Below are 25,892 nucleotides of genomic sequence, written 5' to 3' on the forward strand. Positions count from 1 at the left end.
AAGCCTTTTATATTTAAACAACCTCGTATCCTGCATACGCCTCTTCAATCTCATTCAAAGCGGCAAACAACTCTTCAGGACGATCTAGCGTTACTAATTTTTGTTTGTGGGTTTTGAAGGAATGAATTCCTTTAAAATAATTGGTGTAATGAGGTCTGGTTTCAACAATTCCTAGTCTTTCTCCTTTCCATTCCATTGCCCAAGTGAGGTGGTTGCGCACCGCTTCTACTCTATCGACAACAGTAGGTTTTGGCAAATGCTCGCCTGTTTTGAAGTAATGTTTGATTTCGTCGAAAATCCAAGGATAACCAATGGCGGCGCGACCAATCATGATTCCGTCGATACCGTATTCGTTTTTATAATGTAATGCTTTTTCTGGAGAATCGATATCACCGTTTCCAAAAATAGGCATTGTGATTCTTGGGTTATTTTTTACTCGGGCAATATGAGACCAGTCGGAATGGCCTTTGTACATTTGGGCACGAGTTCTGGCGTGTATACTCAAAGCTGCAACACCAATGTCTTGCAAACGCTCCGCAACTTCATCAATATTAATGGAATTGTCATCCCAACCCAAACGGGTTTTTACAGTCACCGGTAAATGCGTACTATCGATAACAGCCTGAGTCAAACGAATCATCAAATCAACGTCTTTTAAAACGCCGGCACCGGCGCCTTTGCAAACGACTTTTTTGACAGGACAACCAAAATTAATATCTATTAAATCCGGATTTACTGCTGAAACAATTTTTGAGGACATGGCCATTGCTTCTTCATCTCCACCAAAAATCTGGATTCCAACTGGGCGTTCGTAATCGAAAATATCTAATTTCATTCTGCTTTTGATGGCATCCCGAATCAATCCTTCGGAAGAAATAAATTCCGAATACATCAAATCGGCACCATGGGCTTTGCATAATCTGCGAAAAGGCGGATCGCTCACATCTTCCATGGGCGCGAGAAGTAAAGGAAATTCAGGTAATATTATGTTGCCAATCTTGACCATTATTTTTAATTTTTTGCAAAATTACGATTTTTAGACGTAAAAAAACAAAAAGAGTAATAATACACTCATTATGAAAGTGTTAAAGAGTGTTAATTCTGTTATCAAAAAAATGAATTGGCTTTCTGCTCATCGGATTATAAATCAGTGGATTCAGGATTTCTTTTGTGGTGAATTCAATTTTCGGGCTAACCCTTAGCTTGGCTCTGAAATGATCTTTTAATTCCTGCAAAAAGGTTTCAGACGGCTGGTTTACCGCAATTTTTATAAGGATTTCATCCGTACCTAAATTATTGGTTGAAATTTCGATAATATGACTTTCTATAGTTAAAAAATTATTCAAAACATCATTCATTGCTGGCGGATACAAGGTCGTCCCTTTGTATTTTATCATTTGTTGTTTTCGACCAATAACGGGTCCAACACGCAAAGTGTTTCTCCCACAAGCACAAGGTTCATTATGCAATTGTACAATGTCTCCGGTTTTAAAACGCACCAACGGCATAGCTTCAATTCCTAAAGTGGTAAAAGTCAATTCACCTGATTCACCATTTTTTACAGGTTTATTATTTTCGTCCAAAACTTCTAGGATGATTAATTCCGGATGATGATGACCACCGATCGAATGTTCGCACTCTGTAAAAGCAGTACTCATTTCAGTAGATGCATAAGTCGAATACAACTTAATATTCCATTTCTCCGTTATTTTTTTAGACAAGGTGTTCATCGAAAAATCTTGGTTTCTAAGCGATTCGCCAATGCAAACTGCTCCTTTTATACCCGATTTGTTATAATCAATATTATGAGCCTCGGCATATTCTATGAGTTTTAATAAAAAGGAAGGAACGGTTATCAGATAGTTTGGTTTGTATTTTAAAATGGAATCCCATTGCAATTCCGGAATTCCGGCGCCAACCCGAATCACGCCAACTTTCATTTTTCGGAGCCCTAAAAAGTAGGCCAATCCAGCCATAAACCGCCTGTCGATGGTAGTCATCAATTGCACGATATCACCTTCTTTTATGCCTGCACAATCAAAGGAAATGGCTTCATTATAGGCTAGTCGATCTAAATCCTTGTCGGTTAAACCAAAAGTCACCGGTTTGCCTAATGTCCCTGATGTGGTGGCATAATCGATGATTTTATTGGCTGGAACACATAGAAAATCATCATTGTGTTTTTGCAAATCTTCTTTGGTTGTAACGGGCAAAAACTGTAAATCTTCTAATGTTTTGATTTTGCTGACATCAATGTTTTCTTTCTCAAAAAGAGTTTTATAAAAAGGCGAATTTTGATTCACATAATCTAAAAGTTCCAACAATTTTCGCTCCTGAAAAGCTTTAATTTCGGCTAATGTGGCGGTTTCTATTTTTGGAATCATTGCAGTTTTCTTTTAATTTTCTTTAAATACTTTTCAATTTCTTCTTTTTTAGGAAGCGTGGTAATTTCTTTGGTCAATGCTTTTTCGAATTGCTCTTGCGCCAATTTATATTCTTTTTTTTGATAAAAGGAAAGTCCTACTTTGTAATAAACAACCCAATAATCGGGATTCAAAGATTGGTAATTTTCGGCAAAATTGGTTGGTAAATCTTGTTTCTTTTTTAAAAAAGAATCTATTTTTCGGTCTTCAATTCGATAAAGTTCATAATTTTTATATTCTTTGGTTTCCAAAAAGGGATCTTTTGGGATATTCAGATTTTCTTGTTCCAATGAAACTATGAAATCTTTTGAATGTCTATTCTTGAAAATTTTATTTAAGTCATAACAAACAAATTCGCCCATTTGATAGGGATTTGATGAGACCCAAACCAATCGTTGTTCTGGTTTAAAAACAATTCCGTGATGCGCCAATAATTGATTCAGTGCTTTTTCATTTCCATAACCCAAAGCTAAATTATTCAAACCATCTTTATTTCGAAGAATTTCAACTGCTTTTTCAGGATTTATTTTTTTATTTTCATCAAATAATTCCACCATTCTTTCAAAACGATATTTAGAATGACTGTTTTTAATTTGTTTTTGATTCCTATTGTTATTCTTTAAAGCGGCACTTTGAAAATGATTGGAACATAGCAATTGATTGTTATTTGGAACATCATAAACACCTAAGCCATTTGGAGAAACTTCAATCAAAACCGCTTTTTTATCACGAGCACTTCCAATCATAATAGATTCGGAAACAAAGACTTTTCTGCTTTTGGCAATGGCAATCGCTTCATCAATAGTCGCGGCATATTGCAATATTTCTCTCGTCAAAATAGAAACAGGAGTTTTGGCAATCAACGGAATTTTAGACTTCCCGGAATTAATTGTTACTGTCAATCCTTCGCTATTCATTCCTGAAATGGCGCCGATCATTCCTGCCCAAGTTACCATCATAAATGGATAGCCTTCTTTTGGATTAATAAAGGCAACCATTTTATCTTTGGCAAATTCATCACCGGCATAAAAATCTAAATTCCTGCCTATAATTAAACTGCCATCTTTCGATTTTTCGCCCCAAGCAGCAAAAGAAGAACAACCCACCAATGCCAAATCCTGTACTGCATGCCCTATATCATGAGCAGCATGCAAATACAAACTTCTAAGAAACGGAGAGGCGAGGTAGTCAAATTCATGTGAGCTATATCGTGAAATACCATAAATTTCGGCTTGATATTCGTTAGGTACATTGAGGTATACTTTTCGATTGTACCATTTTAAAAAATTACGCAGCACTCTCTGTCTGAATTTTGACGGAACCAAATCATTTATTTTAGAGAAAAAAACACGATCCTGTTTTTTTAATAATGAATCTGTGAGGCTTCCCATTATTAATCCTCTTTCGAGCGGGTCCCCTTCTACATAAAGCTCCCAAAGGTTTTGTTTGTTTTTCAATAAATAATTACTCCCCGAAGAGAAAAAAGTGCTCGAATGTTTTTTCACAATTGGGACAGCGTTATTATACCCCGCCAATTGTGGTTGATGACGCATTGATTTTGAAGTGCCACATGAAATAATTGTTAGGATAAACCCAAATAAAATTGCAAATTGAAACTGTCTTTTCATATCCGTTAATTTATCATTTACTCCAAAAACTGATTGATTTTATTAACCAAATATTCTTTTCCCACAATTTCCGAGCAGGTTACCACTGCACCAATTGTAACGCCTAAAACACCGTGCATATTAATGCTTTGACCAGTCAAATATAAATTATCAAGTTTGGTTTTTGAAGCAATAAATGTTTTCATCGGGTTATTGGAATCTTTCTCATAACCGTACATATTCCCGTTGTGTCCGCCAATATAATCCCTGTATGAAAGTGGTGTCGAAGTATGTACCGACTGGATACAATCTCTAATTCCCGGGAATTTAAGTTCTATTCCCTGAAGAAATTTTTCGGATTTCCGATTTTTAAATGATTCGTAACTTTCGCCTCTATCTTCTTTCTCTGCAGCAGTATTATACGTTTGTTTCCAAGGTTTTAAATCATCAAATTTCATATAGGTGATAAAAGTCATTCCATCAGCCCAAACTTCCTGTTTTTTGGAAGCATTCATCGAAGCCATAAACGCTTTTGGCCAGGTTTCCTCGGAATACTCATGTGCTGTCCAAACTTCATTGCTATCCTTAAAATGGTAATAATTATGGTTTAAGTATCTGAACGTTTCTGGTTTGAAAACCACATACAAACTAAAAGCAGAAATTCCGCCTTCTAAACTCTGGATTCGGTTGTAAAATGACTTTCTGAAATTATCCTTGCCTGCCATTTTCAAAGTAGTTTTAGGATCTACATTAGATATAAAAAACTGGGCTGAAACTTCAGTACCATCTTTCATCTTAACCGAATTCACCTTATTATTTTCTACCTCAAACTGAACAACTTCTTTGTGTTTATAAACTTCACCGCCATTTTTTTTGAGCTGTTTTATCAATTGTTTGGTAATTTGACTTCCGCCATTGATGCAACGCCAAGAACTTTGAATATACGAATTTACGGATAAAGCATGGACATAAAAAGGAGATTTTTCTTCAATTCCGGCATATAAAAAATTAGATCCCGCAAGTACGGCTCTTAATTTTTTATTATCCGTTAGCTCATCTATATATTGTTTAGCATTTATTGACAATATTTCACTGTCGTATTTCCCTTCCCAATTCAAATTATACAAAGGAAATGAATCACAGGTTTTTGTAATTTCGTCACAATATTTTTGAATCGATTCTTTTTCTTCGGGGAAATAGTTCCCTAATTGATTTGCAAAATTTTCATACCCTTGCGCATGCGGATATTCCTTATTCTCGTCTTCAAAAGAAATAATGTCAAAACCATCCTCATCCATTTTTTTGAGTTTCAAATCATCCATAATACCTAAATATTTGAAATATTTATACAAATTCTGACCTTCACTTAATCCTCCGATATAATGTATTCCGGTATCGAAAATCGTTTTATCCCTAACAAAAGTTTGAAGATTTCCTCCAAACTGATTGTTTTTTTCGAGCACACATACGCTGTACCCTTCTTTCGCCAAGATAATTGCAGACACTAATCCGCCTAATCCACTTCCAATAACAACCACATCATAATGCTCTTTCATCGCATGTTCTTTCTTAAAATAATCCCTTTTTCAATTTCAATATCAACATCAAAACCAAAACTCAACACGGTGTCTTTTAGATTTGGAGCATTTATTAGAATAATCGTTTTTGCCAAATTTCCGATATCCTCCAAATTAATTTTGAGGTGTCGATCAGAAATCAAAACCACATCATATTTATTTGATCCAAAGTTTTCAATAGTTTCAAGATAGTGAATACTTCTTTTCTTTACAATATAATTCATTTTGGCAACCGCTCTTTTTTCTTCATCCGAAATATAAGAAACGATTTTTCTTTGCGATTCCTGAAGTGAAAGCAACACATCCAATTGTCCGTAATCATCCGCCAAATGCAGCACTTTTGCCTTTGGGGAAATATCATTAATTAATCTATAATATAACTCTAAATGCTTGTGCAAATCCTTTTTAACTGCTTGTATGACCTCGGCTTCTTTATAATCAAAACTATTAATGATCATTTTTTTGAAATAGTCCGTTCCCTCTAATTCCTGACGCATTTTTTTGTAATGTGCTTTAAAAAAAGTGCTTATTTTCTTTGTTCGTTCTGAATAATCTTTACCGAAAGTAACATCATCAGGAGCAATCCGTTTTAAAATTTCTACTGTTGTTTTCCCACCATTAATAACAAAATCACCTTTAGGCAATACTTCGGAATAGCCATGAATAACCACTGGGACAATATCCAATTGAAATTGTTCTGCCAAATAAAAGGCGCCTTTGTGAAAACGTTTAATCGTATTATCCACGGAACGCGTTCCTTCCGGAAAAACCATTAATGAAAATCCCTGATCAATTTTAGCTCTCAAATGTTCAATACCATTATCTATCCCGCTGGAAACCGGATAAAATCCTGCTAACCGAACGCCTTTGCCAAAAATTGGGGAATTATAAACCCAGTCACTTACCAAAAATATGATTTTAGGACTCAACATTCCAACCGCCAAAATATCTAAAAACGAGGTGTGATTCGCAATGATTACGACAGGTTTATCGAAAGTTTCGTTTTGTGTATTGATTATTTTTCTACGAATCGACGGATAGGAGACTAACACCGATTGCATGAATTTCGACATAAGAAAATGAAATGCTTTCTCCTTTTTTATTCGGGAAATTGGAATTATTTTCATCAAAACAACACTGATAATAGATAAAAGAAACCCCCCTAATCCATAATACGTGAAGGACAAAATTGAATGCAATACTCTTTTGATTTCGAATGGTGCTTTTCCGTTTTTGGGTCTATTCGACAAGAATAATTTGAACAAAATTGGATAAAAAATAAACGTAATAATCAATGCGGCAAAAACCCCGATCAGCGAGACTGATGAAATCGAAATCAATGCCGGATGTTTCGCAAAGACCAACGCACCAATTCCTAAAATGGTCGTAATTGCCGCCAAAATTATTGACGTTCGGTAAATCGCAATTTCGTTTTTCCCATTGGTATATTCTTTTTGCAATGCACTAGTCATAAAAATACTGAAATCAACACCATGTCCAAAAATTAAAGTGCAAACGATCACGCTGAAAATATTCAGTTGAATATTGAAAATACCCATAATTCCTGCCGTAACAACTCCAGTAATAACGATTGGAATACAACTGATGATGACCAATTCTATTCTTCTGAAAAATAAAAATAAAATGAGAACCACAGCGATAAAAGAATAATTGACTAGTGTAGTGAAATCTGTTTTGAGTTCCCCAAGAAAAGTCTCATTCATTTGCTGACGATCAATAACCACTAAATGTGGCTCAGATGACACTGATTTTACAAAAGCATCCCGTTGATCGTTGGAAACTTTTACTAAAGTCGAAATCGTGAAAAATTCGTTTTTTTCCGTTACAAATTCTTTAAGTTGCAAGGCATTGAGCTGTGCATATTCTTCAAAAGCAATCGGTTTAAAAGTCTTGTTTAAATGCTCGAAAAAAATATGATGGGTTGACGGCTCGAAGCCGAATTTTGTACCTTCAGAAATTAAATCCCTCCTTAAATCTGCTTTCTTATTTTCATCCCAAAAGGAATTCCAAGTATCGATTCTTTTTTGTTGTTCTTTTTCGGAAATCACGATGCCGCCTATGGAGCTATAATTTAGAATTTTGCGGGTTGACTTTTCCTTTGCTAAACTTGAAAACAGCTTGTTATTGTTTTGTAAAACTTCCTCCATAGAATTGCCATAAGAAGCCAGGTAAATTGATTTAGAAGTAATATTAGTGCTTTCTTCCAATTCTTTTTCTGCTGCTTTTATTTCTTTTGGAACATAATTCAATTGCGATAAATCGTTATTGAAAACCACTTTATCGTAAGTAAAAAAACAGGCAATTATAATTACGATACAACTCCCAATCAGGAATTTATTTTTATGAAAAGAGAAATTCGCCAGATTATTGATGCTGTTTTTCTTGTGTCCAAAATTTTCTTCTTTGGGTTTGTACAAATGTGGTACAAAAAGCAATGAAAATACCGCCGAAGCCACTACAATAGTTGCCGCAAAAATTCCCAAATCATTCAATGCTTCCGACTTTACGAAAAGCAAACATAAAAAAGCAACAGCTGTCGTTGTGCTACTCATAATTAAAGGCATTGTAATGTCTCTATATAAAGTTTTTACGTCACTGTTATGTTTATAATGCGTGAGAATATGCAGCGAATAATCGATGGTGATTCCCAGTAAAATCGAGCCAATTCCCAACGAAATTGCCGAAATCGTACCTTTGACAAAATACAATAACGCAATGGCAAAAAGTCCGCCGAAAACAGTCGGCAAAAAAACAATCAGCGGAATGTATATTTTTCTATAAAACAGAATTAAAATCAACATTAACGTAATCATCGCAACAGTGGTTGTCATAATGATATCGCTCTTAATCTGATTGGCATTGGCAACTGCAATAAGTGTTGATCCAAAATAACTTGCTTGTGCTTTGTTTTTAAACCGATGATTTAAATGGTCTTTTATCGCGTTGAGTCTGGCAACAAAAAAAGTATTTTTTTCTGTTTCACTCGATGGCAAAGCGGGCGTAATAAACAAGAGTAATTTCTTTTTGTCTTTGGTCATTACAAAGCCGTTTTCCAACTGAAAATCATCTCCTATATTGAGCTGTTGCAGTTTTTTTAATGCAATAAAAGAAATTCCCAACGGATCTTGAAGTATAAAATCTTTGGCAACAATCCCTGTTGGCGAAATTAAGGTTTTGTAATTGCCGGCAACGCTATTCGCAAGACTGTCTTTTTTCAATTTATTTTGAATGGTTGCATAATCTTTTTCATCTAAAAATAACGGCAAATTGCTATATACAAAATCCATTGTTTCCTGAATATTTTCTTCGTCAATTTTTCCCTGAATGGAATTAATATAAGGTTTACATTCCTTGGAAACGCTGTCTAAAAAAGCATGGGCATATTCGGCTAAATCCTCCGAAGTTCCTTCTTTTTCAAGATGAATCGTAACGGTGATTTTATCGGCAAAATTCAATTGGTTTAAAACTTTTGCAGTAACATCCGATTTCTCGTTGGTCGGAATTAATTTGGTAATGTCTTCACTAAATTTAATCTTGGAAGCGAAAAAACCAAATACAATAAGTACGACTGATGCAATTCCAATAGAAAGGAATTTCCTTCTATTCACAAAGGAATGAATGGCAAAAAAATAATGGTGCATTCTTTATTTTTTAATTTTAAAAGTACTAAAAAGCGTCAATGCAAAATAACCCGAAAGACCAAAAATTATTGACATCATAATGGCTAAAATAAAACTTCCAACGAGATATTGGTGAATATTATTCTGAATATCGGAAAAAGTCATGGAAGTGTCTAAAAATAAATGCGTTTTATTGTTACTAAAATAGCCGCCAATTTTCAATGACCCATAAATAATAAAAGGAATCAGCGGGGGAAAACTGATGTTGGAAAAAGTAAACGAAATGGCTTTATTCAGTTTAAATACAACCGCCAAAAACAGAACAAGAACCGTTTGAAATCCCCAAAACGGTGAGATTCCTACAAAAACACCTAGTGCAATCGAAAATGATTTTCTTGCATTAGAATCATTGCTTTCCAGGATATTTTCCAGAAAAAACTTCCTGATTCCTTTTTTTTTTAGGCTACGGAAAAAATCTCTCGGTTTGATATATAAAAGCGTGATGAAAACAAAAACAGTATTCAGAATGCTAATTCGAGTAAAATCACGGAAGGGTCGAAAATGAGAAACTCGTTCCGTTGGATCATACAAGACCTGAATTGGAATATTCTTCACCCGAATGCCTTTCCAAGCAGAACGGACAATAACTTCAATCTCAAATTCAAATTTGGGAGTGAAATAATTGACAGGAATGCTTTGTAACGGATACATTCGATAACCCGACTGAGTGTCTTCCAATCGGATTCCAGTTTCAAACCAAAACCAAAAATTAGAAAATTTATTACCAAAATTACTTTTCTTAGGAACGCCTTCCTGCATCATATTACGGCTTCCTATCAGTAAAACTTCGCCTTCACTTTCTAGCGCATCAATGAATTTCGGGATGTCCGACGCAAAATGCTGGCCATCCGAATCAATAGTTATAGCGTAATTGTAATTTAATTCTTTTGCTTTTTTAAAACCCGCTCGCAACGCCAATCCTTTTCCACTATTTTCAGGAAAATATATTTGAACCAGTTGGGTATAATCCTCTAAAATCCGAGCCGTTTCATCAGTGGAACCGTCGTTAACAATAATAATATTTGAAGTATAATGCAAAATAGAATCGAGAACTCGTTTTACCGTTTTACAGTTATTATACGTGGGTACAATAACACAAACTTTCAGTCGATTGACACTGTCAATATCATATAAAATACCTTCCATTTATTTATCGCTGCTAACTATTTGACAGTTTGTTTTTCTATTGCTGAAAAGCTTTTGGATTGCATAATGAAATTTTTCACATATTCTTTTAAAGCGGCAGATTGCTCCTTATAATGGGTCAATATGAAATGCTTATCTTCTTTTATGTTTTTATTATATTTTACAATTTTAGGCACGTTTTCCTGAATACTCAAACGAATTAATCGGATTTCTATAGCATTCGGTTCGTTTGCTACAGCAAATTCAACCAGTTTTGCGCCTTCTTTAAAAGCTTTCGTTTTATCCGCAACTTTTTTTGCGGATTTCGACAGCAATATTATCGATGCGCCTTTGTAAGCTAGCAGTGTTTTATTGTCATCATTTGTAATACACGCAAGTTTTGAGAATAATTCTTTTGATAAACTTTCTGAATTCACCGCATTTAGGTATAATTTTCTAATTTCTGAAAGCTCAGGATTAGAAAAAAAATTAATCAGTAGAACTAATGAGAAGAACAATTTCATGATGCTGTTTTTTTGTAAACACTACTTAATTTTAGTGCTATCGTTTCATTAAAAAAGGTCGTATTTTTTACTTTTACTAAGCCGTCTTCCGAAATTACAACATCCAATTCTAAACGCAATTCAGACGTGACATCCGGATTGATTAAAGCCATGAACTTAACATTCGTAAGTGTTTGCATCATCAAACTGCTTTCAGCTATTTGTTCTGTTAGTTCTTTGATAATTTGCATCATACAGACTCCCGGCATAATTGGATTTCCAGGAAAATGTCCTTTAAAAATCTCATGTTTTTCATTAATTAAAATAGTAGCCGAATACTTTTGAGTATCGGTTTTTTCTAATGAAAGTATTTTGTAGAAATCTTTTAATAGCATGTTATTTAATTTAATCCGAAAGTATACGTTGCTCCTATTTGATAAACTAGATTTGAGTTTACATTTGCACTGCCAGTGTTGTCATCAAAAACGTCTCTAGTCCCTTTTTTAATTCTTGCTTCTAAAGAAATCCCTTTTGGTAAACTAAAGCCTACTCCTCCTATAATACCAAAATCGATATCCTCACCCTTGGAAACATTTGCATTAAAGTCTTTATTCTTATCAATTTTAAAGTCATTTCCAACTAGTATGTCAAAACATGGACCCACTAGAATATAGAAGTTCTTGTATAAATTAAATTTATTAATAGTTACAAAGGATAGGTATTGCAATGAAATATCAGCATCTCTTTCTTCATATACAGTGTTGATTTCAAATGGAGAAACTTGCTCGTAATAAAAGCCATCGACCTTCCCTTTACCTCCTTGTCTCGAATAAACTAATTCAGGCTGTAAGGTATAAAACTTGGAAAGCTTTAATGCTCCAAAAGCCCCAAGATAGAAATCCGTTTTTGTGCTAAGATTTGCATTTTGTATTTTTGAAAAATTTAAGCCTATTTGTATACCGGGCTTGAAAGTTACTTGGGCTTGAACTTGTGCGACTCCTAAAAGTGCAAAAACGGCAATAATAAATCCTTTTTTAGACATTTTATATTTTTATGTTATTTCACATCAAATGTGTACGTTGCCCCCAATTGGAAAACAACATTCATATGGTTAACATCCGTATCTATTACAGGAACAATTCCTTTTTTTACTCTTGCTTCTATTCCAAAATTTGAATTGAAATTATATCCCGCGCCCAATACGAAAGCCAAATCAACATCGCTATCGGTGTCAAAATTATTATCTACCACAAAATCAATTGTTGGACCAACATGAATATTAAACTGATCATTAAAAGTGAATTTATTCAGCATCTTTAAAGACAAATAATTGACATTCAAGTTGGTATTCCCATTATATTTTGAGCCTTGCTTGGAGTATTCAATCTCAGGCTGTAAAGTATAATATTTAGTGAGTTTTAAAGCACCATAAAATGCAATATAAAAATCTGTTTTCGTTGTAAAGTTGGCATTACTACCACCACTTGCAGGGTCATAACTAGAAGAATAATAATTATCTCCTTTTGTAAAATGCGAGAAGTTCAAACCGGCTCTTAATCCTGGTTTGAAAGTAACTTGAGCTTGTGTTTGAGCAATTCCGAAAAAGACACAGAGTGCGATGAAAAATCCTTTTTTCATATTGTTTATTGTTTAAAATAATTGAGTTCTATTCTTAGTTTTATATTTTGATGTTGAATGACAATCTTTTCCGCAAAAATATTGTTTTCTGAAACAAAATTGATGTTTATTTTTTCTTTTGTTTTAGAAGAATGCACAATTTTGTATAACTTTTCGCCAACTTTTGATACAAAAAGGGTGTTAAATCGATTTCCATCTTTGGATTTATAAACTTTATCGGTTGCATTCTCGAATTGCTCATTAATCAAAAATTGGTTTCTAAGAAGCAACCTGAAATCTGTTTTTAGAGTATTGACAAGGATTTTTTTATCTAATTCTTCCACAATTGAATTGACTTTAAAATCGGTTTCCGAAATTTCAAAATCCAATAATTTATTGCCGAATTCAGTCGTAAAAACGACTCTGTGCGTGGTATCATTTATCTTTTTTGCGATAAAAATCCCCGTCAATTCATTTCCATAAACGGTTATATTCGCTTTATACACATAATCGATTTCCGGATTTGAAAAATATGGAGCTACAAAGGTTGTTATTTCAAAAGTTGCAGGGGTAAAATCTTTTACAACTGTATTTGTTGCGCAAGAAGACAAAACAAGAATTAGTAAACAACTAATTCGTAAAAAAAGAATCGTCGATTTTAGCATTTATCACTTTATTTTTTAGTACAATTCGGGTAAAATCCTCTGCGGATTCCATTAGTTTTACTTGAACCACGGTCGCATCTTCTTTATCAAAAGTCAATTCAATTTGTTTGATATATTTTTTTAGTGTAGCATCTTTTGGAATGAACTTGGTAATATTTTGTCCTTTATTTTTGAAATAGCTTATCGTAAATTCTTTGTCATCAAACATATCTCCGCTTACACTACCAACTATAAGCTTGTTGATTTTTGCAAATATTTTGCTGTTTCCTACATTAACGGCACTTTTCTTCCCTTCGTCATTAATCAGAATTTTTCCATTCTTAAAAATGATCGAATAACTGTATGGCTTTTTATATTGCCACTGTAATAAACTTGGTTCTTTAAAAACCATTCTCCCCGAAGTTTCAATGTCTTTCGACAAAAAAGCCATGTGTTTGTATTGTGTAAAATCAGTGCTTAAAGACTTTATTTTTTTAGAAACAACGGCAACTGATTGTTTGAAAGCAACAATTTCGCTTTCGGTCATTTTTTGTTCCTGGGCAAACGAAAACCAGTTACAAAGGCATAAAAATAATACTAACAAATAGGTTTTAGTTTTCATAAGCTTCTATATTCAAAAGTTGTTCTAACGAAACAACCGTATAATTATTTTTTTGCAAAAACTGCAAAAATTGTTCCAAGACATTTACGGAATGCATAGACGTATCGTGCAAAAGTACAATTCCACCCGGCTTTACACGTTTTATAATTCTATCAAAAATCTTTTTTTCGTTTTTAATCACACCGTCCAAAGATCTGATATTCCAGCCAATTGCTTTATGTTTTGTAATTTCTAAAGCACGACGAATGGAGGGATTTGTAACTCCGTAGGGAGGGCGAAAAAGCTGTGTTTTCTTTCCCGAAATTTTCTCAATTAGCGCATTTGTTTTTTGTAATTCTTCTGTTACTTTATTTTTTCCATAAAAATCAAAAAAATGAGAATGACTGAACGAATGATTTCCCACAAGATGTCCTTCGGCGACAATGCGTTTGAGAATTTCAGGATGTTTTTCGATCTTTTTTCCAATGCAAAAAAAAGTGGCTTTGGCATCGTATCTTTTTAATAAATCCAAAACCAACAAAGTCATTTCATCTGGACCATCATCAAATGTTAAGGCTATTTTCTTTTCTTTTTCCGAAGGATTATTGCAATAGGCTTTTACATGATAATTGGAAGAAATAAATGAAGAGCCAATCATTACAATTAAAAACCAAATAAAACCAATACCAACAAAATACGTAGTTTCAATTGTTACAAAAAAACTCAAAAGAGCCAGTAGTATTAAAATCGTTATAAAAAAAATCGTTGTTATTTTATGTTTCAACATCTTGAAATTAAAGTAAAACTATGGTCAATTCCTTTGTATTGATTGTATAAAAGGATCGTTTTATATTCTGTATTTTCTAGGGTATTTACTTTTAAAATTTCAGGGATTTGTTGTGTTTTGATGATTTTTGCACCCACCCACAATCCAAATGCAGATGCGGTATTGAATTCTCCGCACAAATGTTTGTAATAAACCTGTGGCGTATTTACAAAAGCATTTTCCGAAAGAGTATTGTAATACGTATCATATTCGACATCGCCATTGTAACCTAAAATAACTGCATCAATATCAGAAATTTGCAATGAATTCGCATTCAAAAAAGTTTTGATTTTATCTTCAAGAACCTCTACTTTCAGTTTATTCAGGATTTCAATATCCAAAACTTCAGCATAAGTATTCTCTTTTTTTTTGTTTTCCAAAGCAAAAAAAATGGCCCCTTCCCCATGAACAGCTCCTTTTGTAGTTGAGTTTAAAACTCGATAAGGACTTTGATTTTCTTTCTTTATAAATCCGGCCAATTTGAAAAGGGAAGTTGTATAATCGGCAATTTCGTCAATACCGCCAATTAAAACGGTTGATGCTTCCTCTTCTTCCATTTTCATTTTTGCATCCAAAAGAGCCGATTCAAAAGAAACCGAACCATTTACGTACGTTAAATTATACGCCTTACACTGCAATCCCAAAGCTATTTGAGCGCCAACAGTATTGTGTGTCGATTGGATAAAAGAGGTTGGCGTTAAGAATTCCTCCTTATTTTCAAGAATCGTTTTTAGAAACTTCTCCGAATCTTCGATGCAACCCATTCCTGTTCCAGTAATAATCGCGTCAACGGTTGTTACTTTTGCCTCTTTCATTGCCAATGCTGAAGCCACAATTCCGTTTTTTACCCCTTTTGCCATTCTTCTGATAGCAACCGGCGAAATAAAATCTTTGTAAACAGGAATTTTTAACGGCAGTATCGTGCCGCTTTCATTTAACTCCGCTTCTTCCAAAAAAACAGTGTCAACAGTTTTTTGAGCCGAAATGCAACCTACCCCATTGATATACGTCTTTCTCATATGCTTTTGGAAAATATAAGAGTAGAACAATTCCCGCCAAATCCAAAAGAATTCGACAAAACATGTTCAATATTTTTATGTTTTAAAGTCGTTTGTGGTACTAAATTAAATTCTTCCATCGGGGTTTTAAAATTCAGATTAGGAAAAACCACATTGTTCTGAATTGCCAAAACGCTGTAAACGGCTTCAATGGCGGCCGCAGCGGCCAAAGTATGTCCTGTAAACGGTTTGGTGGAACTGAAATCAGGTGTTTTATTTTCTCCAAAAATCCGCATAATGGCTCTTCCTTCGGACAAATCATTATTGGGCGTTGCCGTTCCATGAACATTGATATAATCAATTTGTTCCGATTTTAAATTCGCAACCTGAAATGCTTTTTCCATAGCCAGAAAAGCACCGTCTCCGTTTTCTGATGAGGCAGTTTGATGAAAAGCGTCGTTTGCATTTCCATATCCAGAAACACGGGCCAAGACTTTTTTGTTTTCTTTCTCAACAATCACATCGGATTCTAAAACCAAATAAGCGGCTGCTTCTCCCAGATTTAATCCTTTTCTGTCATTATCAAATGGCATATTATACCCATCCGATAAAATCATTAGCGTTTTGAATCCGTTGATCGTAAATTTTGCCAAAGCATCGGTTCCGCCAACAATTACTCGATCCAGTTTTCCTGTTTTTATCAATCGTGCGCCAAGCATAATCGCATTGGCAGCCGAGGAACAAGCGGTACTTATAGTGGTTACCATTCCTTGTAAACCCAGCTCATCGGCAATTTTGTGAGCCACATCACCACCTTCATGACAGCTGATGTATTTTACAAGATTTTCATTTTCAAAATAATCATAATAATGTGTTTCGGTCATGTCCATACCGCCAACACTTGTTGCCGAAATTAATCCCGTTCTGTATTCATTAATCGAACTAATTCCTGCATTTTGTACAGCTTGTTTAGCAGCAATTGTCCCAAGCAAAGCTGTTCTGGAGAAATTATTATCCGCAGCAAGTTGCAATTCATCTGCTAATTGTTGGTTAGTTTTCTTTATTTCCCCAACCTTAATTACTGCTTTATGAACCGTAGGAATGTTTTCTATAGATGTAATAGCCACTTTATTATTCACTAATGAAAAATAATTTTCTTCTACCGTATTCCCGATAGCAGAGATAATTCCCATTCCAGTTATGGCAACTCCTTTGTTCATTGGATTTCTGATTTTTGAATGTTGATTGCTTCGCCTGTTCGCTCTTTCAGGCTCGGGTAACGATTTTTGATTTATCGTAAATTTAAAATTTTCGAAAAGATTAGATTTAATCGATTTTTTGTAAAAATCTGTAGCTATTAATTCTAAAATCGTTAATCTAAAATCTAAATTATTTAGTTCTATTCTCTTTAATATAATTCCCCATCGTTTCAATAGATTGAAAGATAACTTTCCCTTCTTTTGGATCGACTAATTTGATTCCATAATCTTTATCCAACATAACGATAAGCTCTAATGCATCGATAGAATCCAGTCCTAATCCATCGCCAAATAAAGGGTCATTGTCGTTGATGTCTTCCAAATTAATGTCTTCTAAATTCAAAACTGCTATTATTTTTTCTTTTAATTCCTGCTTTAATGCTTCCATAATTTATTTATTATATAATTTTTCTACTGTTTCTTTTTGATGTTCTGTGTTTCCCTCTGTACCTACTAAATAGAGAAAGGCTTTGGATTCTTCATTGTAATATTCTACCCAACCGCAAAGTACTTTATCCGCTTTTTTTGTGTTCAACAACACGTTTGCATAATTCACCATAAATACTGGATTGAAGGCTTCAAATATAAAGAAAGAATTTTCACTTTTCAGTTGATGCCGAATACTAATTTCCCCCAAACAAATATTGGGCAATGTGTAAACAAAAACCGCAGGACTCGGATAATAATTTTCCTTGTCGGAAATAGAGTTTTGGAATTTCACATCCGTATCCAAACTTGATGATTTATTGGCAAATAACAAGGCAATATTGTTCTCTTTTGTAGCATCAATTTCTTTCCTCAAAAGCATTTCAGCTCCTAAGAAAGCAAGCTTGCTCAAACTATCCATTTTAAAAAATTTCGGATAATTCATTTCGAAATTTTGGTAGGCCTTCTTTGAAAAATCAGAAAACACAGTAGGTTCTGTATTGAAAACGGTTTCTCCGTTCAGAATAATTTCGTTATTCTGAATGCTACAAAAAGATTGTATATAGGTTTTCTTTGCTGTCATTAGTTTACTTTTTCGAATAAAACCGCCGTGTTACAACCTCCAAAACCCGATGCTGTTTTTAGAAAATAATGACTGTTTTTAGTTTCACTTTTTTTAATGATGTTTATGGATTGGCTTACTCCCAATTCATCAAATCCAAAAGAAGCAAACAATTTACTTTCCAGAACCGACTGGATTCCGATGACGGTTTCCAGCAATCCGGATGCTCCCAAAGTATGTCCATAATACCCTTTCAAACTATTAACGGGAACATTTTCAAGTCCCAATCTATTAAATGCAATCGCTTCCATTTCGTCATTGAAAGGAGTTGCCGTTCCGTGAGCAGAAATATAATCAATTTGATTTGGATTTATTTCGGCTTCCGCCAAAGCACTTTCAATACTTCTAAAAAGTCCTTCACCTGTTCTTGAAGGCCCCGAAATATGATTAGCATCGTTGATAGAACCATCACCGATGATTTTTATTTTAGCATTTTCTTTATTCGATGAAACCAAAACTGCTACAGCAGCTTCTCCAAGCGTTACTCCATTTCTATTTTTGGAATACGGTTTACAGGGCAAATCGCTCATGGCTTGAAAGGAATTAAATCCCGACAAAACAAACTCCGAAACCTCATCGCCAGCAACGACAAATGCATTGTCGTACATGCCGCTTTGAATTAATCTTTTGGCAACCGAAATTGCTAAAACTCCCGATACGCAGGCATTTGAAACTACAATAGGTTCAGTTGCAAATCCAAAAAAATCAGCAATAGTTTTGGCTAGTTGATGCAAATGTGCTTTTGCAATATTTTCTTCAGTTGGGTTTTCTAAAGCAGTAATATTTCCTTTGGTGGTAGAAAGTATAAAGGCTGATTTTTCGTTTAAATCTAACTTTGATTTTTCAACAATGGGTTGCAATGCCAAAATCATCATTTTTTCTAACCTTGTATAATTTTGTGCGGGAGTAATTTTGGCGAAAGCCGTATTTAATTTCTCATCCTCAATTATTGAAGCATAAAAAGGATCTTTCATTAACCCAGAATCTTGATGCAATTGAATACCCGAAATTCCGCCGTCAATATTTTTGATATTAGTGGCGACATCAAACCCAATGGGTGTGATGCAATTCGTTTCGGTTATATAAACTTCTTTTAGCATTTTCTTATTTTAGTAATCCAACTTTACGCTTCCATTCTTCGTAAAATGGGGGGTTGGTCAACATTAATTCTCCTTTGTTGTCTAAGAAAACTTGAACAGTTTCACCAGTACAAGCAATTTCATTTTTGGCGTCAAAAATAGTATATCTAAAAATCATTTTTGCTGCAGGCGTATCTACAATTGTGGTTTCTATTCGAGCCACATCCCCATAACGCAATGATAATTTATGCTCACAAGTCGATTTTACGATGGGAGTTGTAAACCCGCTATCGAAAACATCGAGATATGAAATCCCATGTTGCCGACCAAATGCTTCACGACCATCTTCAAAATACGTAATATAATAGCCGTGCCATACAATTCCGAGCGGGTCGGTTTCGTTGAAACGTACTCTAATTTCTTGAGAAACGGTCAAAGCGGTGGCTTCGTTATACGGATCTTTTCTTTTTATCATACAATAATGCAATGGTTATGGTAATTACGAAAAACAAAAACAACAAACTTATTTCCGGTAAAATATCTAGGATACCGGCATTGCGTAACAGTACATCGTAGAACGCATTCAATCCCCAATTCATTGGTGAAGATTGCGCTATGATTTGCATCACTTTTGGCATTGCAAAAACGGGAACCCAAACACCTCCAATTGCTGCTAAAATAATGGTGGCAGTCGCTCCAAACGGTGCTGATTGTTCTTGGGTTTTAGCAACGGTTCCTATTAAAATTCCGAAGCCAATAGCCGCAAAACCTGAAAATAAAGCGACAATGCTCATCAAAAATAAATTGCCTTCAATATTAAGTGATGGTAATCCGATATGAGGAAATAGGAATAAGGCCACCGCCACCATCATGTAAAATTGAATCATACAAATGATGAGATAGGTTATTGTTTTTCCTGCTAAAACGATACTATTGGGAACAGGATTGGTGCGCAAACGAACGAAAGTTCCCTGTGTTTTTTCTTTGACAATGTTGATAGACAACGGAATTACAATAAAAAAGATGGCAAAAAGTGTCCAAGCAGGAACGTTATGTTGCACCGAATTTGGAATTATTTCTTTATTGTTTACCCTTGGAATTATTTCTTTGAAAGTAATGAAGCTTTTCTGTTCAAAACTTGCAGTGCCTTCGCCCAGTTGCTCTTGAAAAGCAGTGTATATAGAATGTGTTTCTATTTGCGAAATCATCTTATCAATAGAACTCATTACGGCATTTTTGAAACTCATTTGCGTAGCTGGATCAAAATAAAGTTTTACTTCTTTTTGATTGACAATTTTAGTGTTTTTCGGTATTGCTAAACTGTCTGTAAATCCTAAACTGCTCACTATTTTCTCGACGTTCTGATCAATTTTAACCTGCAAATCCAAACTTAAGCGAGAAGGAATGATAATTGCCAATTGGTATTTACCTTTAAAGACAGCTTCTTTGGCAAGTGCTTCTGTCAATGGTTCGTTATCAATTTGAGTAACGACACTAAATACTTCGCTTTTTTGTAAATTTTCAAAAACGGTTTTCGACACCTTCCCTTTGTCATTATCGACCAATAGAATGGGGATTTTTGTATTGCTTATGTTTTTTAGTGTATTGTCTTGAATTAAAGTAACCATAATTATCAACACCAAAGGCATGATAAACAGAATGATTACTCCGCCTAAATCTCTTTTTAACAGCAGAAATTCTTTGTAAACCGATCGGTACAGTTTATATATCATCTCTCAATTCATTTCCGGTTAAAGCAATAAAAACATCTTCTAGATTTTTGGCATTTGCCGTGGCTGTTATTAAACCCATTGGTGTGCCTTCTGCATAAATTTCACCTCGATCTATAATGGCAATATCGGTACAAAAATCTTCGGCTTCAGATAAATGATGTGAAGTATAAATGATGGTTGTTCCGCTATTGTTTAGTTCTTTTAAATAATCAATAATCGCATTTTTTGATTGTACATCAACACCAACGGTTGGTTCATCCAAAAAAAGGACTTTTGGATTGTGCAAAATTCCTGCAATCAAGTTTACACGGCGTTTCATTCCTCCAGAGAAAGTTTCTATACGCTTATCGGCAAATTTTAATAGACCAAGAAAATCAAGACTTTCGATTACTTTATCTTTTAGAATATCACCTTTCAAGCCATACATGCTTCCAAAATACAATAGGTTTTCCCTTGCGGTTAATGTGGGGTACAGCGCATATTCTTGAGGAACAACTCCAATAATTTTTTTGATATCATTTGCATTTTTGGCATACGTCAGATTAGCGATCGTAAAACTCCCCGAAGTTGGTTTTATTAAACCGCAAAGCATCGAAATTAATGTAGTTTTTCCAGCGCCATTTGGTCCCAATAATCCAAAGATTTCACCTTCATTTATAGATAAAGTAAAGTCATTCAAAGAATACATTTCGGCATCTTTGTACTTTTTAGATAGATTTGATATTTGTATGATTGGTTGCAATATATTTTTTTAGCTAATTACTTTTTTCAATTTCTTAAAAAACACTTCTTCTTTGTCGGCAATATCCAAAAGCTGTTCGGCAATCGTGTTGTACACATCTGCTTTTGTGCTTCTGTTTTTATAAACTCTAGATGCTTCTACGGCAAAATCCCGCCATAAATCGCCAATTGTGGTCATTTCTTGTGAAAGGATTTTTAGTTCTCCATTTTCTAAAATAACGGAAGCTTCTTCTAAAAAAGCGGCGTATATAAATCTAAAACCTCCGCCACCAGTACCTATTTCTTCCTGCATTCGCACCATTTGAGCCAAATAATGATTGGCTTTTTTAGTACCGTTCTTGATAGGCCATTTCCTGATTTGCTTGGCTACAAATCGGATTCCCCGAACACCAATAATAGGCATTGGAGCCAACATATCACGACAGGTATTTTTTATTCCTTTGATGATGGCACTTTTCAAATCCACATTTTGTGGAATCTGAATTGGATAATATATTTGTCCTCTTGGCGCAAAAGCCCCTTTGGCAAAACGCACTTTATTTAATTCTTCATGTGTTAAAGTCGTAACGTTTTCCATTACTGGATCACTGATTAAATAATCAGTTTCGGTTTTGCCATACACAACAAGATTATGGGCGTTGAAATGAAAACGATATTCATCCGGGAAATAGGTAAGGTTATAAACCCCAACTTGCAATCCTGATGGAATATTGTTTTTTAAATTTTCGTCTAATGCCTTAGTAGCATTAGCTTCGCTGGAAAATTTTTGCCTTTTTATTTTCAAGCCTAAACGTTTGGCCAGTTTATTAAAAATTTGTCCAGGCAATGGTCTGTAACTGATGGCAGGAGCATAATTTACTTTTAGAAAAGGCAAATAAACAAAGAAAAGACCTGAGCCAATTCCAAAAACCATTGGTTCGCTAATATTCAAACCATTGTGTTTTAACAAATTGGAAGCTACTCCGTTTTCACAATGGGCAGATTGATGGTGCGTAAAATTAGTTTCCATTAATGAGGTTTAAAATTTCTTAATTCAGCAACAGAAATATTGAAGGCGTCAGCATATTTTTGCAAAATTTTATCGCTTAATCCAGCAAATATCTTGGGTTTAAAATGTCGTTTTACACGCCATTGCCACATGCCTACATAACTGGATAAAACAGCAATATCCATTCTGCTGAATTCCATAAAATAACAAATGGGACTCACTTCATTATTTTTTACTTGCTCTTTTGCAATAGCAATACGCTCACTTATTTCTTCAATAGAATTAGAAAGAGCAATTGTTTTTGGCTCCCAACCGGTACTCAAAGCGGTGGTGTAATTCCCTTTTTCATCGGTTGCATAAACCAATTCTCTCATGTTTTTATTTGAAAGATTGCCTTTGTCCTGCGGTACTTCTTCTTTTTTCATCTTACAATCTTTTTTTTGCTCTCTCTTTTTTGGGGAGGGCTGGGGTTGGACGAATGAAAAGATTAATTTCTCCTTCTAAAAGCAATTCTTCCTTATGGAAAGTTTGGCAACTCATGGTACACAAACTATAAGTATCAGTTACAAATTTTGAAACTAACGTCGCTCTGGTAGTAATGATACTACCTACTTTTGGAAGCGCATATATTTTTAATGTTTTTAAAGCACTTATAAATCCAACCACATTTACTCCTTCTTTGTCTTCATTATTTTCATCTACAAAATAACCCTTGGCTACAATTGACGAGCAAGTCTGCGCCGCATTTTCAATCAATCCTACTTCAACAAAAATATTATTTTTGATAAAAATATTGGTTTCTTTTATCTCGAAAACGGTTTCAACTTTTTCATTATCCATTTTCAAAACCATGTCTACCATCAGCATTGGAGCTCGGTGTGGCAAATAATTTTTTATGTCAATTGAAGTGTCCATTTTGAAAAATTATTTTGCTAAAACTGTTTTCATCTGACCTTTTGCAATTTCCACATCATTCAATTTTGTCACTATATCAACCAAGGTTATCCCCCCAAATTCCTGAAGAATCGTAACCGTTGTTTGGATTTCGTCATTCAGTTTTGGCATTTTTTTTATTACAACATCCTTGATTGAACCAATATAGCCCGTTGGTGCCGGTTCCTGTTTCAAGTAAAACTGATAACCAGTGTGCAACGCCACCGATTGTGCCATATGTTCTATTAATCCGGATTCCACAAAGTTTCCTTCATGAAAAAACAAATTGTCATTTTCAATTTTCAGTCCAGAAACCAAAGCTGTTTCAGTGTATGAATACAACTTATCCACCATTACAAATGGAAATTTTTGTGGCAACAATTTTTCCACAAAATCTTTCTGAAACACTGCATTTGTTGATTCCATACGTTTTTAGTAAACCGTTAAATAGGCAAGAGCATAAGAAAATCGTCCGCTTTCTGGAACAGATAAAAGTATCTTATCTCCTTTTTTTAATTTTCCGGAATTCATTAATTCTTCTAATGCCAAATAAATTGATGCTGCACCAACATTTCCAACAGTTCCCAGATTCATAAACCATTTTTCCATTGGAATATCAAGACCCTTTTCAGTAAGTAATTTATTTAAACCGTCAACAAAATAATGAGAAGAAACATGTGGCAAAAAATGATCAATTTGGTTGGCGGTAATATTATTTTTTGACAATGCATCAAACACACTTTGCACTCCCTTATCCAATATAAACTCATCCAATAATTTAACATCTTGTTTAAAAGCAAACAAAGACTCTTTCAGCCATTGATCAGGATTATAGTCATTCCAAGGTTTTATTTCTCCATTTTCTAATTTATCTCCGCCAGCATACATACACGTTTCGAGCTCGTATGCATAAGAATAGGCTTCCATCCACTCAATTTTCAAAGAGATGTCTCCTTTGGGTTTGTTTTCTAATAAAAAAGCTCCAGCTCCATCAGACAACATCCATCTTAAGAAATCTTTTTTGAAAGCAAGTATAGGTTGCTCTTCCAGATTTTTTAAATTAACAACTTCATTCTCAAATTTACCGGACAGCATCCATGAAGAAAGTTTTTCGGAACCTGTGCAAACGGCATTTTTTGTACTTCCGGATTTTACGGAAAGGAACCCATATTTCAAAGAACTCATACCTGCGCAACATACACCCGCAGATGAATTTAACTCAAGGTTTTTGTTTTTTAGCAAGCCGTGAACCATCGACGCATGAGATGGCACAAGTAAATCTGGTGTTGTAGTTCCACAGGAAAGCAATTCCATATCCTGGGCTGTAAAACTATCGTCAAACAATTCCTGAATGGCATTATTAGTCAATTCGGCATTATTATGGGTACTGTTCCCGTCCTTATCAATAGCATAATAACGACTAACAATTTTGTTGTTTCTTAATATCAGTCTTCTTGCTTTGGAAGCGGTATCATTTATAAGGCCTAAATAATTTTCCATTTCGTCATTTGAAATGGCTTCATTTGGCAAACATTTTCCAATTTTTGTAATGTATACTTCAAACATAATTAACTTATTTTATTGAACTCCTTGAAAATACTGAATTTCTTTTTTTACTTTTTTAATCTTGAATGGATAGGTAAGAACGTGAAGAATATATACGATTGGCGATATTAACCAAATTGCGAGCAATAAATAAACTTTAAAAAACTTCAACCAAAATTTTCTCGATTCCGCTTCTTTTTTAATGATAAAATTGGACCATTTCTGGAAGATTTTGTTGGCGGTTCTATCTACAGTTACCAGATAGGAACTAATCCTGACAGCATCAATTGCCACTAACTGGGGTTGCAATTGGCCAAAATTATTTTCTTGTAAACTGGACAGGATTACATTTCCAAATTTAGACGATTCCTGGATGTCTTTTTCAGAAACTCCCGGTAAAGGGAAGAGTCCTAGATATTTCTTTTTTACACCCGAAAACATCCATTCTACAATTGTAATGACACTAATTAGATTACCAACTCTGTCAACCAAAGCAATATTCCCTTTTAACTGCGCATTGTTTTGTTTCAACAAAGCTTTAATTTTTTCGTGAGCCATTATCCACATATTCCTTGAACCGCTTATAGTTACAACAGGGATGTTATTTAAAAGAATTTTAGCTTCAGGACTTTTCAAAAAAGAATTAATTGGAATAGAGGGAGACAAATACCAAACTTGATAATTCAAAAGGATTAAATCGAACTTTGTATTCAATATTTCCGAAGAAACGGGCTTTAATTGTGAAGGTATCTGTAAAAAAGATTCCGGAAAAGCGCCAAAAAACTCTTCATTCTTCCAAGGAAAAGGAAATGGTTTTTCTAACTTAATTTCATGAAATAAAACATTCATTTCATCGGAATCCAGAAGCGGCTTTGCAACATTTCTGGCAATAGACTCCAATTGCCCCGACTGAGAATAATATATAACGAGGACGTTTTTCATTT

General features: G+C 34.4%; 27 protein-coding genes. All 27 read right to left on the bottom strand.

Annotated elements, in window-relative coordinates; genetic code table 11:
- Nucleotides 1-13: 13 nt before the first annotated feature.
- Entirely contained in the window at nt 14-1,006 is a 993-nt protein-coding gene (gene dusB, locus E0H99_RS01330) for a tRNA dihydrouridine synthase DusB (RefSeq protein WP_131990450.1), read from the bottom strand.
- 79 nt (nt 1,007-1,085) lie between these two features.
- Complete coding sequence (locus E0H99_RS01335; protein ID WP_131990451.1) at nt 1,086-2,384, bottom strand: phenylacetate--CoA ligase; 1,299 nt, start codon at nt 2,382-2,384, stop codon at nt 1,086-1,088.
- Nucleotides 2,381-4,051, bottom strand: coding sequence for a C45 family autoproteolytic acyltransferase/hydolase (locus tag E0H99_RS01340; protein ID WP_131990452.1), 1,671 nt, complete (start codon nt 4,049-4,051; stop codon nt 2,381-2,383). Before E0H99_RS01340 ends, E0H99_RS01335 begins: the two co-directional genes overlap by 4 nt.
- Nucleotides 4,052-4,068: 17 nt before the next feature.
- Nucleotides 4,069-5,586: a phytoene desaturase family protein gene (locus E0H99_RS01345; protein WP_131990453.1), complete on the bottom strand. Its 1,518-nt coding sequence runs from the start codon at nt 5,584-5,586 to the stop codon at nt 4,069-4,071.
- On the bottom strand, nt 5,583-9,269 hold the full coding sequence (locus E0H99_RS01350; RefSeq protein WP_131990454.1) for a 1-acyl-sn-glycerol-3-phosphate acyltransferase: 3,687 nt from the start codon (nt 9,267-9,269) through the stop codon (nt 5,583-5,585). Before E0H99_RS01350 ends, E0H99_RS01345 begins: the two co-directional genes overlap by 4 nt.
- Before the next feature lie 3 nt (nt 9,270-9,272).
- Complete coding sequence (locus tag E0H99_RS01355) at nt 9,273-10,454, bottom strand: DUF2062 domain-containing protein (RefSeq protein WP_131990455.1); 1,182 nt, start codon at nt 10,452-10,454, stop codon at nt 9,273-9,275.
- A 17-nt stretch (nt 10,455-10,471) separates the two neighbouring features.
- Complete coding sequence (locus tag E0H99_RS01360; protein ID WP_131990456.1) at nt 10,472-10,957, bottom strand: hypothetical protein; 486 nt, start codon at nt 10,955-10,957, stop codon at nt 10,472-10,474.
- On the bottom strand, nt 10,954-11,331 hold the full coding sequence (locus tag E0H99_RS01365) for a 3-hydroxyacyl-ACP dehydratase (protein ID WP_131990457.1): 378 nt from the start codon (nt 11,329-11,331) through the stop codon (nt 10,954-10,956). The genes E0H99_RS01360 and E0H99_RS01365 overlap by 4 nt, the downstream gene beginning before the upstream one ends.
- Before the next feature lie 5 nt (nt 11,332-11,336).
- Nucleotides 11,337-11,978, bottom strand: a complete 642-nt coding sequence (locus E0H99_RS01370) for an outer membrane beta-barrel protein (protein WP_131990458.1) — start codon at nt 11,976-11,978, stop codon at nt 11,337-11,339.
- Nucleotides 11,979-11,992: 14 nt separating this feature from the next.
- Complete coding sequence (locus E0H99_RS01375) at nt 11,993-12,574, bottom strand: outer membrane beta-barrel protein (protein ID WP_131990459.1); 582 nt, start codon at nt 12,572-12,574, stop codon at nt 11,993-11,995.
- A 5-nt stretch (nt 12,575-12,579) separates the two neighbouring features.
- Nucleotides 12,580-13,218: a hypothetical protein gene (locus E0H99_RS01380; protein WP_165930242.1), complete on the bottom strand. Its 639-nt coding sequence runs from the start codon at nt 13,216-13,218 to the stop codon at nt 12,580-12,582.
- A complete protein-coding gene (locus tag E0H99_RS01385) occupies nt 13,184-13,819 on the bottom strand; it encodes an outer membrane lipoprotein carrier protein LolA (RefSeq protein ID WP_131990460.1) in 636 nt (211 codons plus the stop codon). The genes E0H99_RS01380 and E0H99_RS01385 overlap by 35 nt, the downstream gene beginning before the upstream one ends.
- A complete protein-coding gene (locus E0H99_RS01390; RefSeq protein ID WP_240723422.1) occupies nt 13,809-14,525 on the bottom strand; it encodes a polysaccharide deacetylase family protein in 717 nt (238 codons plus the stop codon). The genes E0H99_RS01385 and E0H99_RS01390 overlap by 11 nt, the downstream gene beginning before the upstream one ends.
- Nucleotides 14,526-14,578: 53 nt before the next feature.
- Nucleotides 14,579-15,643 carry a beta-ketoacyl synthase chain length factor gene (locus E0H99_RS01395; protein WP_131990462.1) on the bottom strand — a complete coding sequence of 355 codons (1,065 nt, stop codon included), beginning with the start codon at nt 15,641-15,643 and terminating at the stop codon, nt 14,579-14,581.
- Complete coding sequence (locus E0H99_RS01400) at nt 15,640-16,842, bottom strand: beta-ketoacyl-[acyl-carrier-protein] synthase family protein (RefSeq protein WP_131990463.1); 1,203 nt, start codon at nt 16,840-16,842, stop codon at nt 15,640-15,642. The genes E0H99_RS01395 and E0H99_RS01400 overlap by 4 nt, the downstream gene beginning before the upstream one ends.
- Nucleotides 16,843-17,011: 169 nt before the next feature.
- Nucleotides 17,012-17,269, bottom strand: a complete 258-nt coding sequence (locus E0H99_RS01405) for a phosphopantetheine-binding protein (protein ID WP_131990464.1) — start codon at nt 17,267-17,269, stop codon at nt 17,012-17,014.
- Nucleotides 17,270-17,272: 3 nt separating this feature from the next.
- Entirely contained in the window at nt 17,273-17,890 is a 618-nt protein-coding gene (locus tag E0H99_RS01410) for a 3-oxoacyl-ACP synthase (RefSeq protein WP_131990465.1), read from the bottom strand.
- Nucleotides 17,890-19,029 carry a beta-ketoacyl synthase N-terminal-like domain-containing protein gene (locus E0H99_RS01415; protein ID WP_131990466.1) on the bottom strand — a complete coding sequence of 380 codons (1,140 nt, stop codon included), beginning with the start codon at nt 19,027-19,029 and terminating at the stop codon, nt 17,890-17,892. The genes E0H99_RS01410 and E0H99_RS01415 overlap by 1 nt, the downstream gene beginning before the upstream one ends.
- 4 nt (nt 19,030-19,033) lie before the next feature.
- Nucleotides 19,034-19,483, bottom strand: a complete 450-nt coding sequence (locus tag E0H99_RS01420) for an acyl-CoA thioesterase (RefSeq protein ID WP_131990467.1) — start codon at nt 19,481-19,483, stop codon at nt 19,034-19,036.
- Nucleotides 19,458-20,741, bottom strand: coding sequence for an ABC transporter permease (locus tag E0H99_RS01425; RefSeq protein WP_131990468.1), 1,284 nt, complete (start codon nt 20,739-20,741; stop codon nt 19,458-19,460). Before E0H99_RS01425 ends, E0H99_RS01420 begins: the two co-directional genes overlap by 26 nt.
- Nucleotides 20,731-21,429, bottom strand: coding sequence for an ABC transporter ATP-binding protein (locus E0H99_RS01430; RefSeq protein WP_165930250.1), 699 nt, complete (start codon nt 21,427-21,429; stop codon nt 20,731-20,733). Before E0H99_RS01430 ends, E0H99_RS01425 begins: the two co-directional genes overlap by 11 nt.
- Before the next feature lie 63 nt (nt 21,430-21,492).
- Nucleotides 21,493-22,491 (bottom strand): BtrH N-terminal domain-containing protein, encoded by a 999-nt coding sequence (locus tag E0H99_RS01435; RefSeq protein ID WP_131990470.1) that lies wholly within the window; start codon nt 22,489-22,491, stop codon nt 21,493-21,495.
- The gene (locus tag E0H99_RS01440; protein ID WP_131990471.1) at nt 22,491-22,895 is read right to left on the bottom strand and encodes a hypothetical protein; all 405 of its coding nucleotides are present in this window, start codon (nt 22,893-22,895) and stop codon (nt 22,491-22,493) included. Before E0H99_RS01440 ends, E0H99_RS01435 begins: the two co-directional genes overlap by 1 nt.
- A 1-nt stretch (nt 22,896) precedes the next feature.
- Entirely contained in the window at nt 22,897-23,385 is a 489-nt protein-coding gene (locus E0H99_RS01445) for an ABC transporter permease (protein ID WP_131990472.1), read from the bottom strand.
- A gap of 9 nt (nt 23,386-23,394) precedes the next feature.
- The gene (locus tag E0H99_RS01450) at nt 23,395-23,829 is read right to left on the bottom strand and encodes a hypothetical protein (protein WP_131990473.1); all 435 of its coding nucleotides are present in this window, start codon (nt 23,827-23,829) and stop codon (nt 23,395-23,397) included.
- Between the two features lie 6 nt (nt 23,830-23,835).
- A complete protein-coding gene (locus tag E0H99_RS01455) occupies nt 23,836-24,969 on the bottom strand; it encodes a beta-ketoacyl-ACP synthase III (protein ID WP_131990474.1) in 1,134 nt (377 codons plus the stop codon).
- Between the two features lie 12 nt (nt 24,970-24,981).
- A complete protein-coding gene (locus E0H99_RS01460) occupies nt 24,982-25,890 on the bottom strand; it encodes a dialkylrecorsinol condensing enzyme DarA (RefSeq protein WP_131990476.1) in 909 nt (302 codons plus the stop codon).
- Between the last annotated feature and the right edge of the window lie 2 nt (nt 25,891-25,892).

Source organism: Flavobacterium sp. GT3P67 (assembly GCF_004349155.1).
Classification (GTDB): domain Bacteria; phylum Bacteroidota; class Bacteroidia; order Flavobacteriales; family Flavobacteriaceae; genus Flavobacterium; species Flavobacterium ranwuense.

Bases quoted from the DNA above. Each gene is read 5' to 3' on its own strand.
- E0H99_RS01375 (WP_131990459.1), bottom strand. From the start codon at position 12,574: ATGAAAAAAGGATTTTTCATCGCACTCTGTGTCTTTTTCGGAATTGCT.
- E0H99_RS01415 (WP_131990466.1), bottom strand. From the start codon at position 19,029: ATGCTAAAAGAAGTTTATATAACCGAAACGAATTGCATCACACCCATT.
- E0H99_RS01405 (WP_131990464.1), bottom strand. From the start codon at position 17,269: ATGGAAGCATTAAAGCAGGAATTAAAAGAAAAAATAATAGCAGTTTTG.
- E0H99_RS01385 (WP_131990460.1), bottom strand. From the start codon at position 13,819: ATGAAAACTAAAACCTATTTGTTAGTATTATTTTTATGCCTTTGTAAC.
- E0H99_RS01440 (WP_131990471.1), bottom strand. From the start codon at position 22,895: ATGAAAAAAGAAGAAGTACCGCAGGACAAAGGCAATCTTTCAAATAAA.
- E0H99_RS01400 (WP_131990463.1), bottom strand. From the start codon at position 16,842: ATGAACAAAGGAGTTGCCATAACTGGAATGGGAATTATCTCTGCTATC.
- E0H99_RS01380 (WP_165930242.1), bottom strand. From the start codon at position 13,218: ATGCTAAAATCGACGATTCTTTTTTTACGAATTAGTTGTTTACTAATT.
- E0H99_RS01425 (WP_131990468.1), bottom strand. From the start codon at position 20,741: ATGATATATAAACTGTACCGATCGGTTTACAAAGAATTTCTGCTGTTA.
- E0H99_RS01340 (WP_131990452.1), bottom strand. From the start codon at position 4,051: ATGAAAAGACAGTTTCAATTTGCAATTTTATTTGGGTTTATCCTAACA.
- E0H99_RS01420 (WP_131990467.1), bottom strand. From the start codon at position 19,483: ATGATAAAAAGAAAAGATCCGTATAACGAAGCCACCGCTTTGACCGTT.
- E0H99_RS01460 (WP_131990476.1), bottom strand. From the start codon at position 25,890: ATGAAAAACGTCCTCGTTATATATTATTCTCAGTCGGGGCAATTGGAG.
- E0H99_RS01455 (WP_131990474.1), bottom strand. From the start codon at position 24,969: ATGTTTGAAGTATACATTACAAAAATTGGAAAATGTTTGCCAAATGAA.
- E0H99_RS01445 (WP_131990472.1), bottom strand. From the start codon at position 23,385: ATGGACACTTCAATTGACATAAAAAATTATTTGCCACACCGAGCTCCA.
- E0H99_RS01430 (WP_165930250.1), bottom strand. From the start codon at position 21,429: ATGTATTCTTTGAATGACTTTACTTTATCTATAAATGAAGGTGAAATC.
- E0H99_RS01350 (WP_131990454.1), bottom strand. From the start codon at position 9,269: ATGCACCATTATTTTTTTGCCATTCATTCCTTTGTGAATAGAAGGAAA.
- E0H99_RS01410 (WP_131990465.1), bottom strand. From the start codon at position 17,890: ATGACAGCAAAGAAAACCTATATACAATCTTTTTGTAGCATTCAGAAT.
- E0H99_RS01395 (WP_131990462.1), bottom strand. From the start codon at position 15,643: ATGAGAAAGACGTATATCAATGGGGTAGGTTGCATTTCGGCTCAAAAA.
- E0H99_RS01345 (WP_131990453.1), bottom strand. From the start codon at position 5,586: ATGAAAGAGCATTATGATGTGGTTGTTATTGGAAGTGGATTAGGCGGA.
- dusB (WP_131990450.1), bottom strand. From the start codon at position 1,006: ATGGTCAAGATTGGCAACATAATATTACCTGAATTTCCTTTACTTCTC.
- E0H99_RS01450 (WP_131990473.1), bottom strand. From the start codon at position 23,829: ATGGAATCAACAAATGCAGTGTTTCAGAAAGATTTTGTGGAAAAATTG.
- E0H99_RS01360 (WP_131990456.1), bottom strand. From the start codon at position 10,957: ATGAAATTGTTCTTCTCATTAGTTCTACTGATTAATTTTTTTTCTAAT.
- E0H99_RS01435 (WP_131990470.1), bottom strand. From the start codon at position 22,491: ATGGAAACTAATTTTACGCACCATCAATCTGCCCATTGTGAAAACGGA.
- E0H99_RS01335 (WP_131990451.1), bottom strand. From the start codon at position 2,384: ATGATTCCAAAAATAGAAACCGCCACATTAGCCGAAATTAAAGCTTTT.
- E0H99_RS01370 (WP_131990458.1), bottom strand. From the start codon at position 11,978: ATGTCTAAAAAAGGATTTATTATTGCCGTTTTTGCACTTTTAGGAGTC.
- E0H99_RS01365 (WP_131990457.1), bottom strand. From the start codon at position 11,331: ATGCTATTAAAAGATTTCTACAAAATACTTTCATTAGAAAAAACCGAT.
- E0H99_RS01355 (WP_131990455.1), bottom strand. From the start codon at position 10,454: ATGGAAGGTATTTTATATGATATTGACAGTGTCAATCGACTGAAAGTT.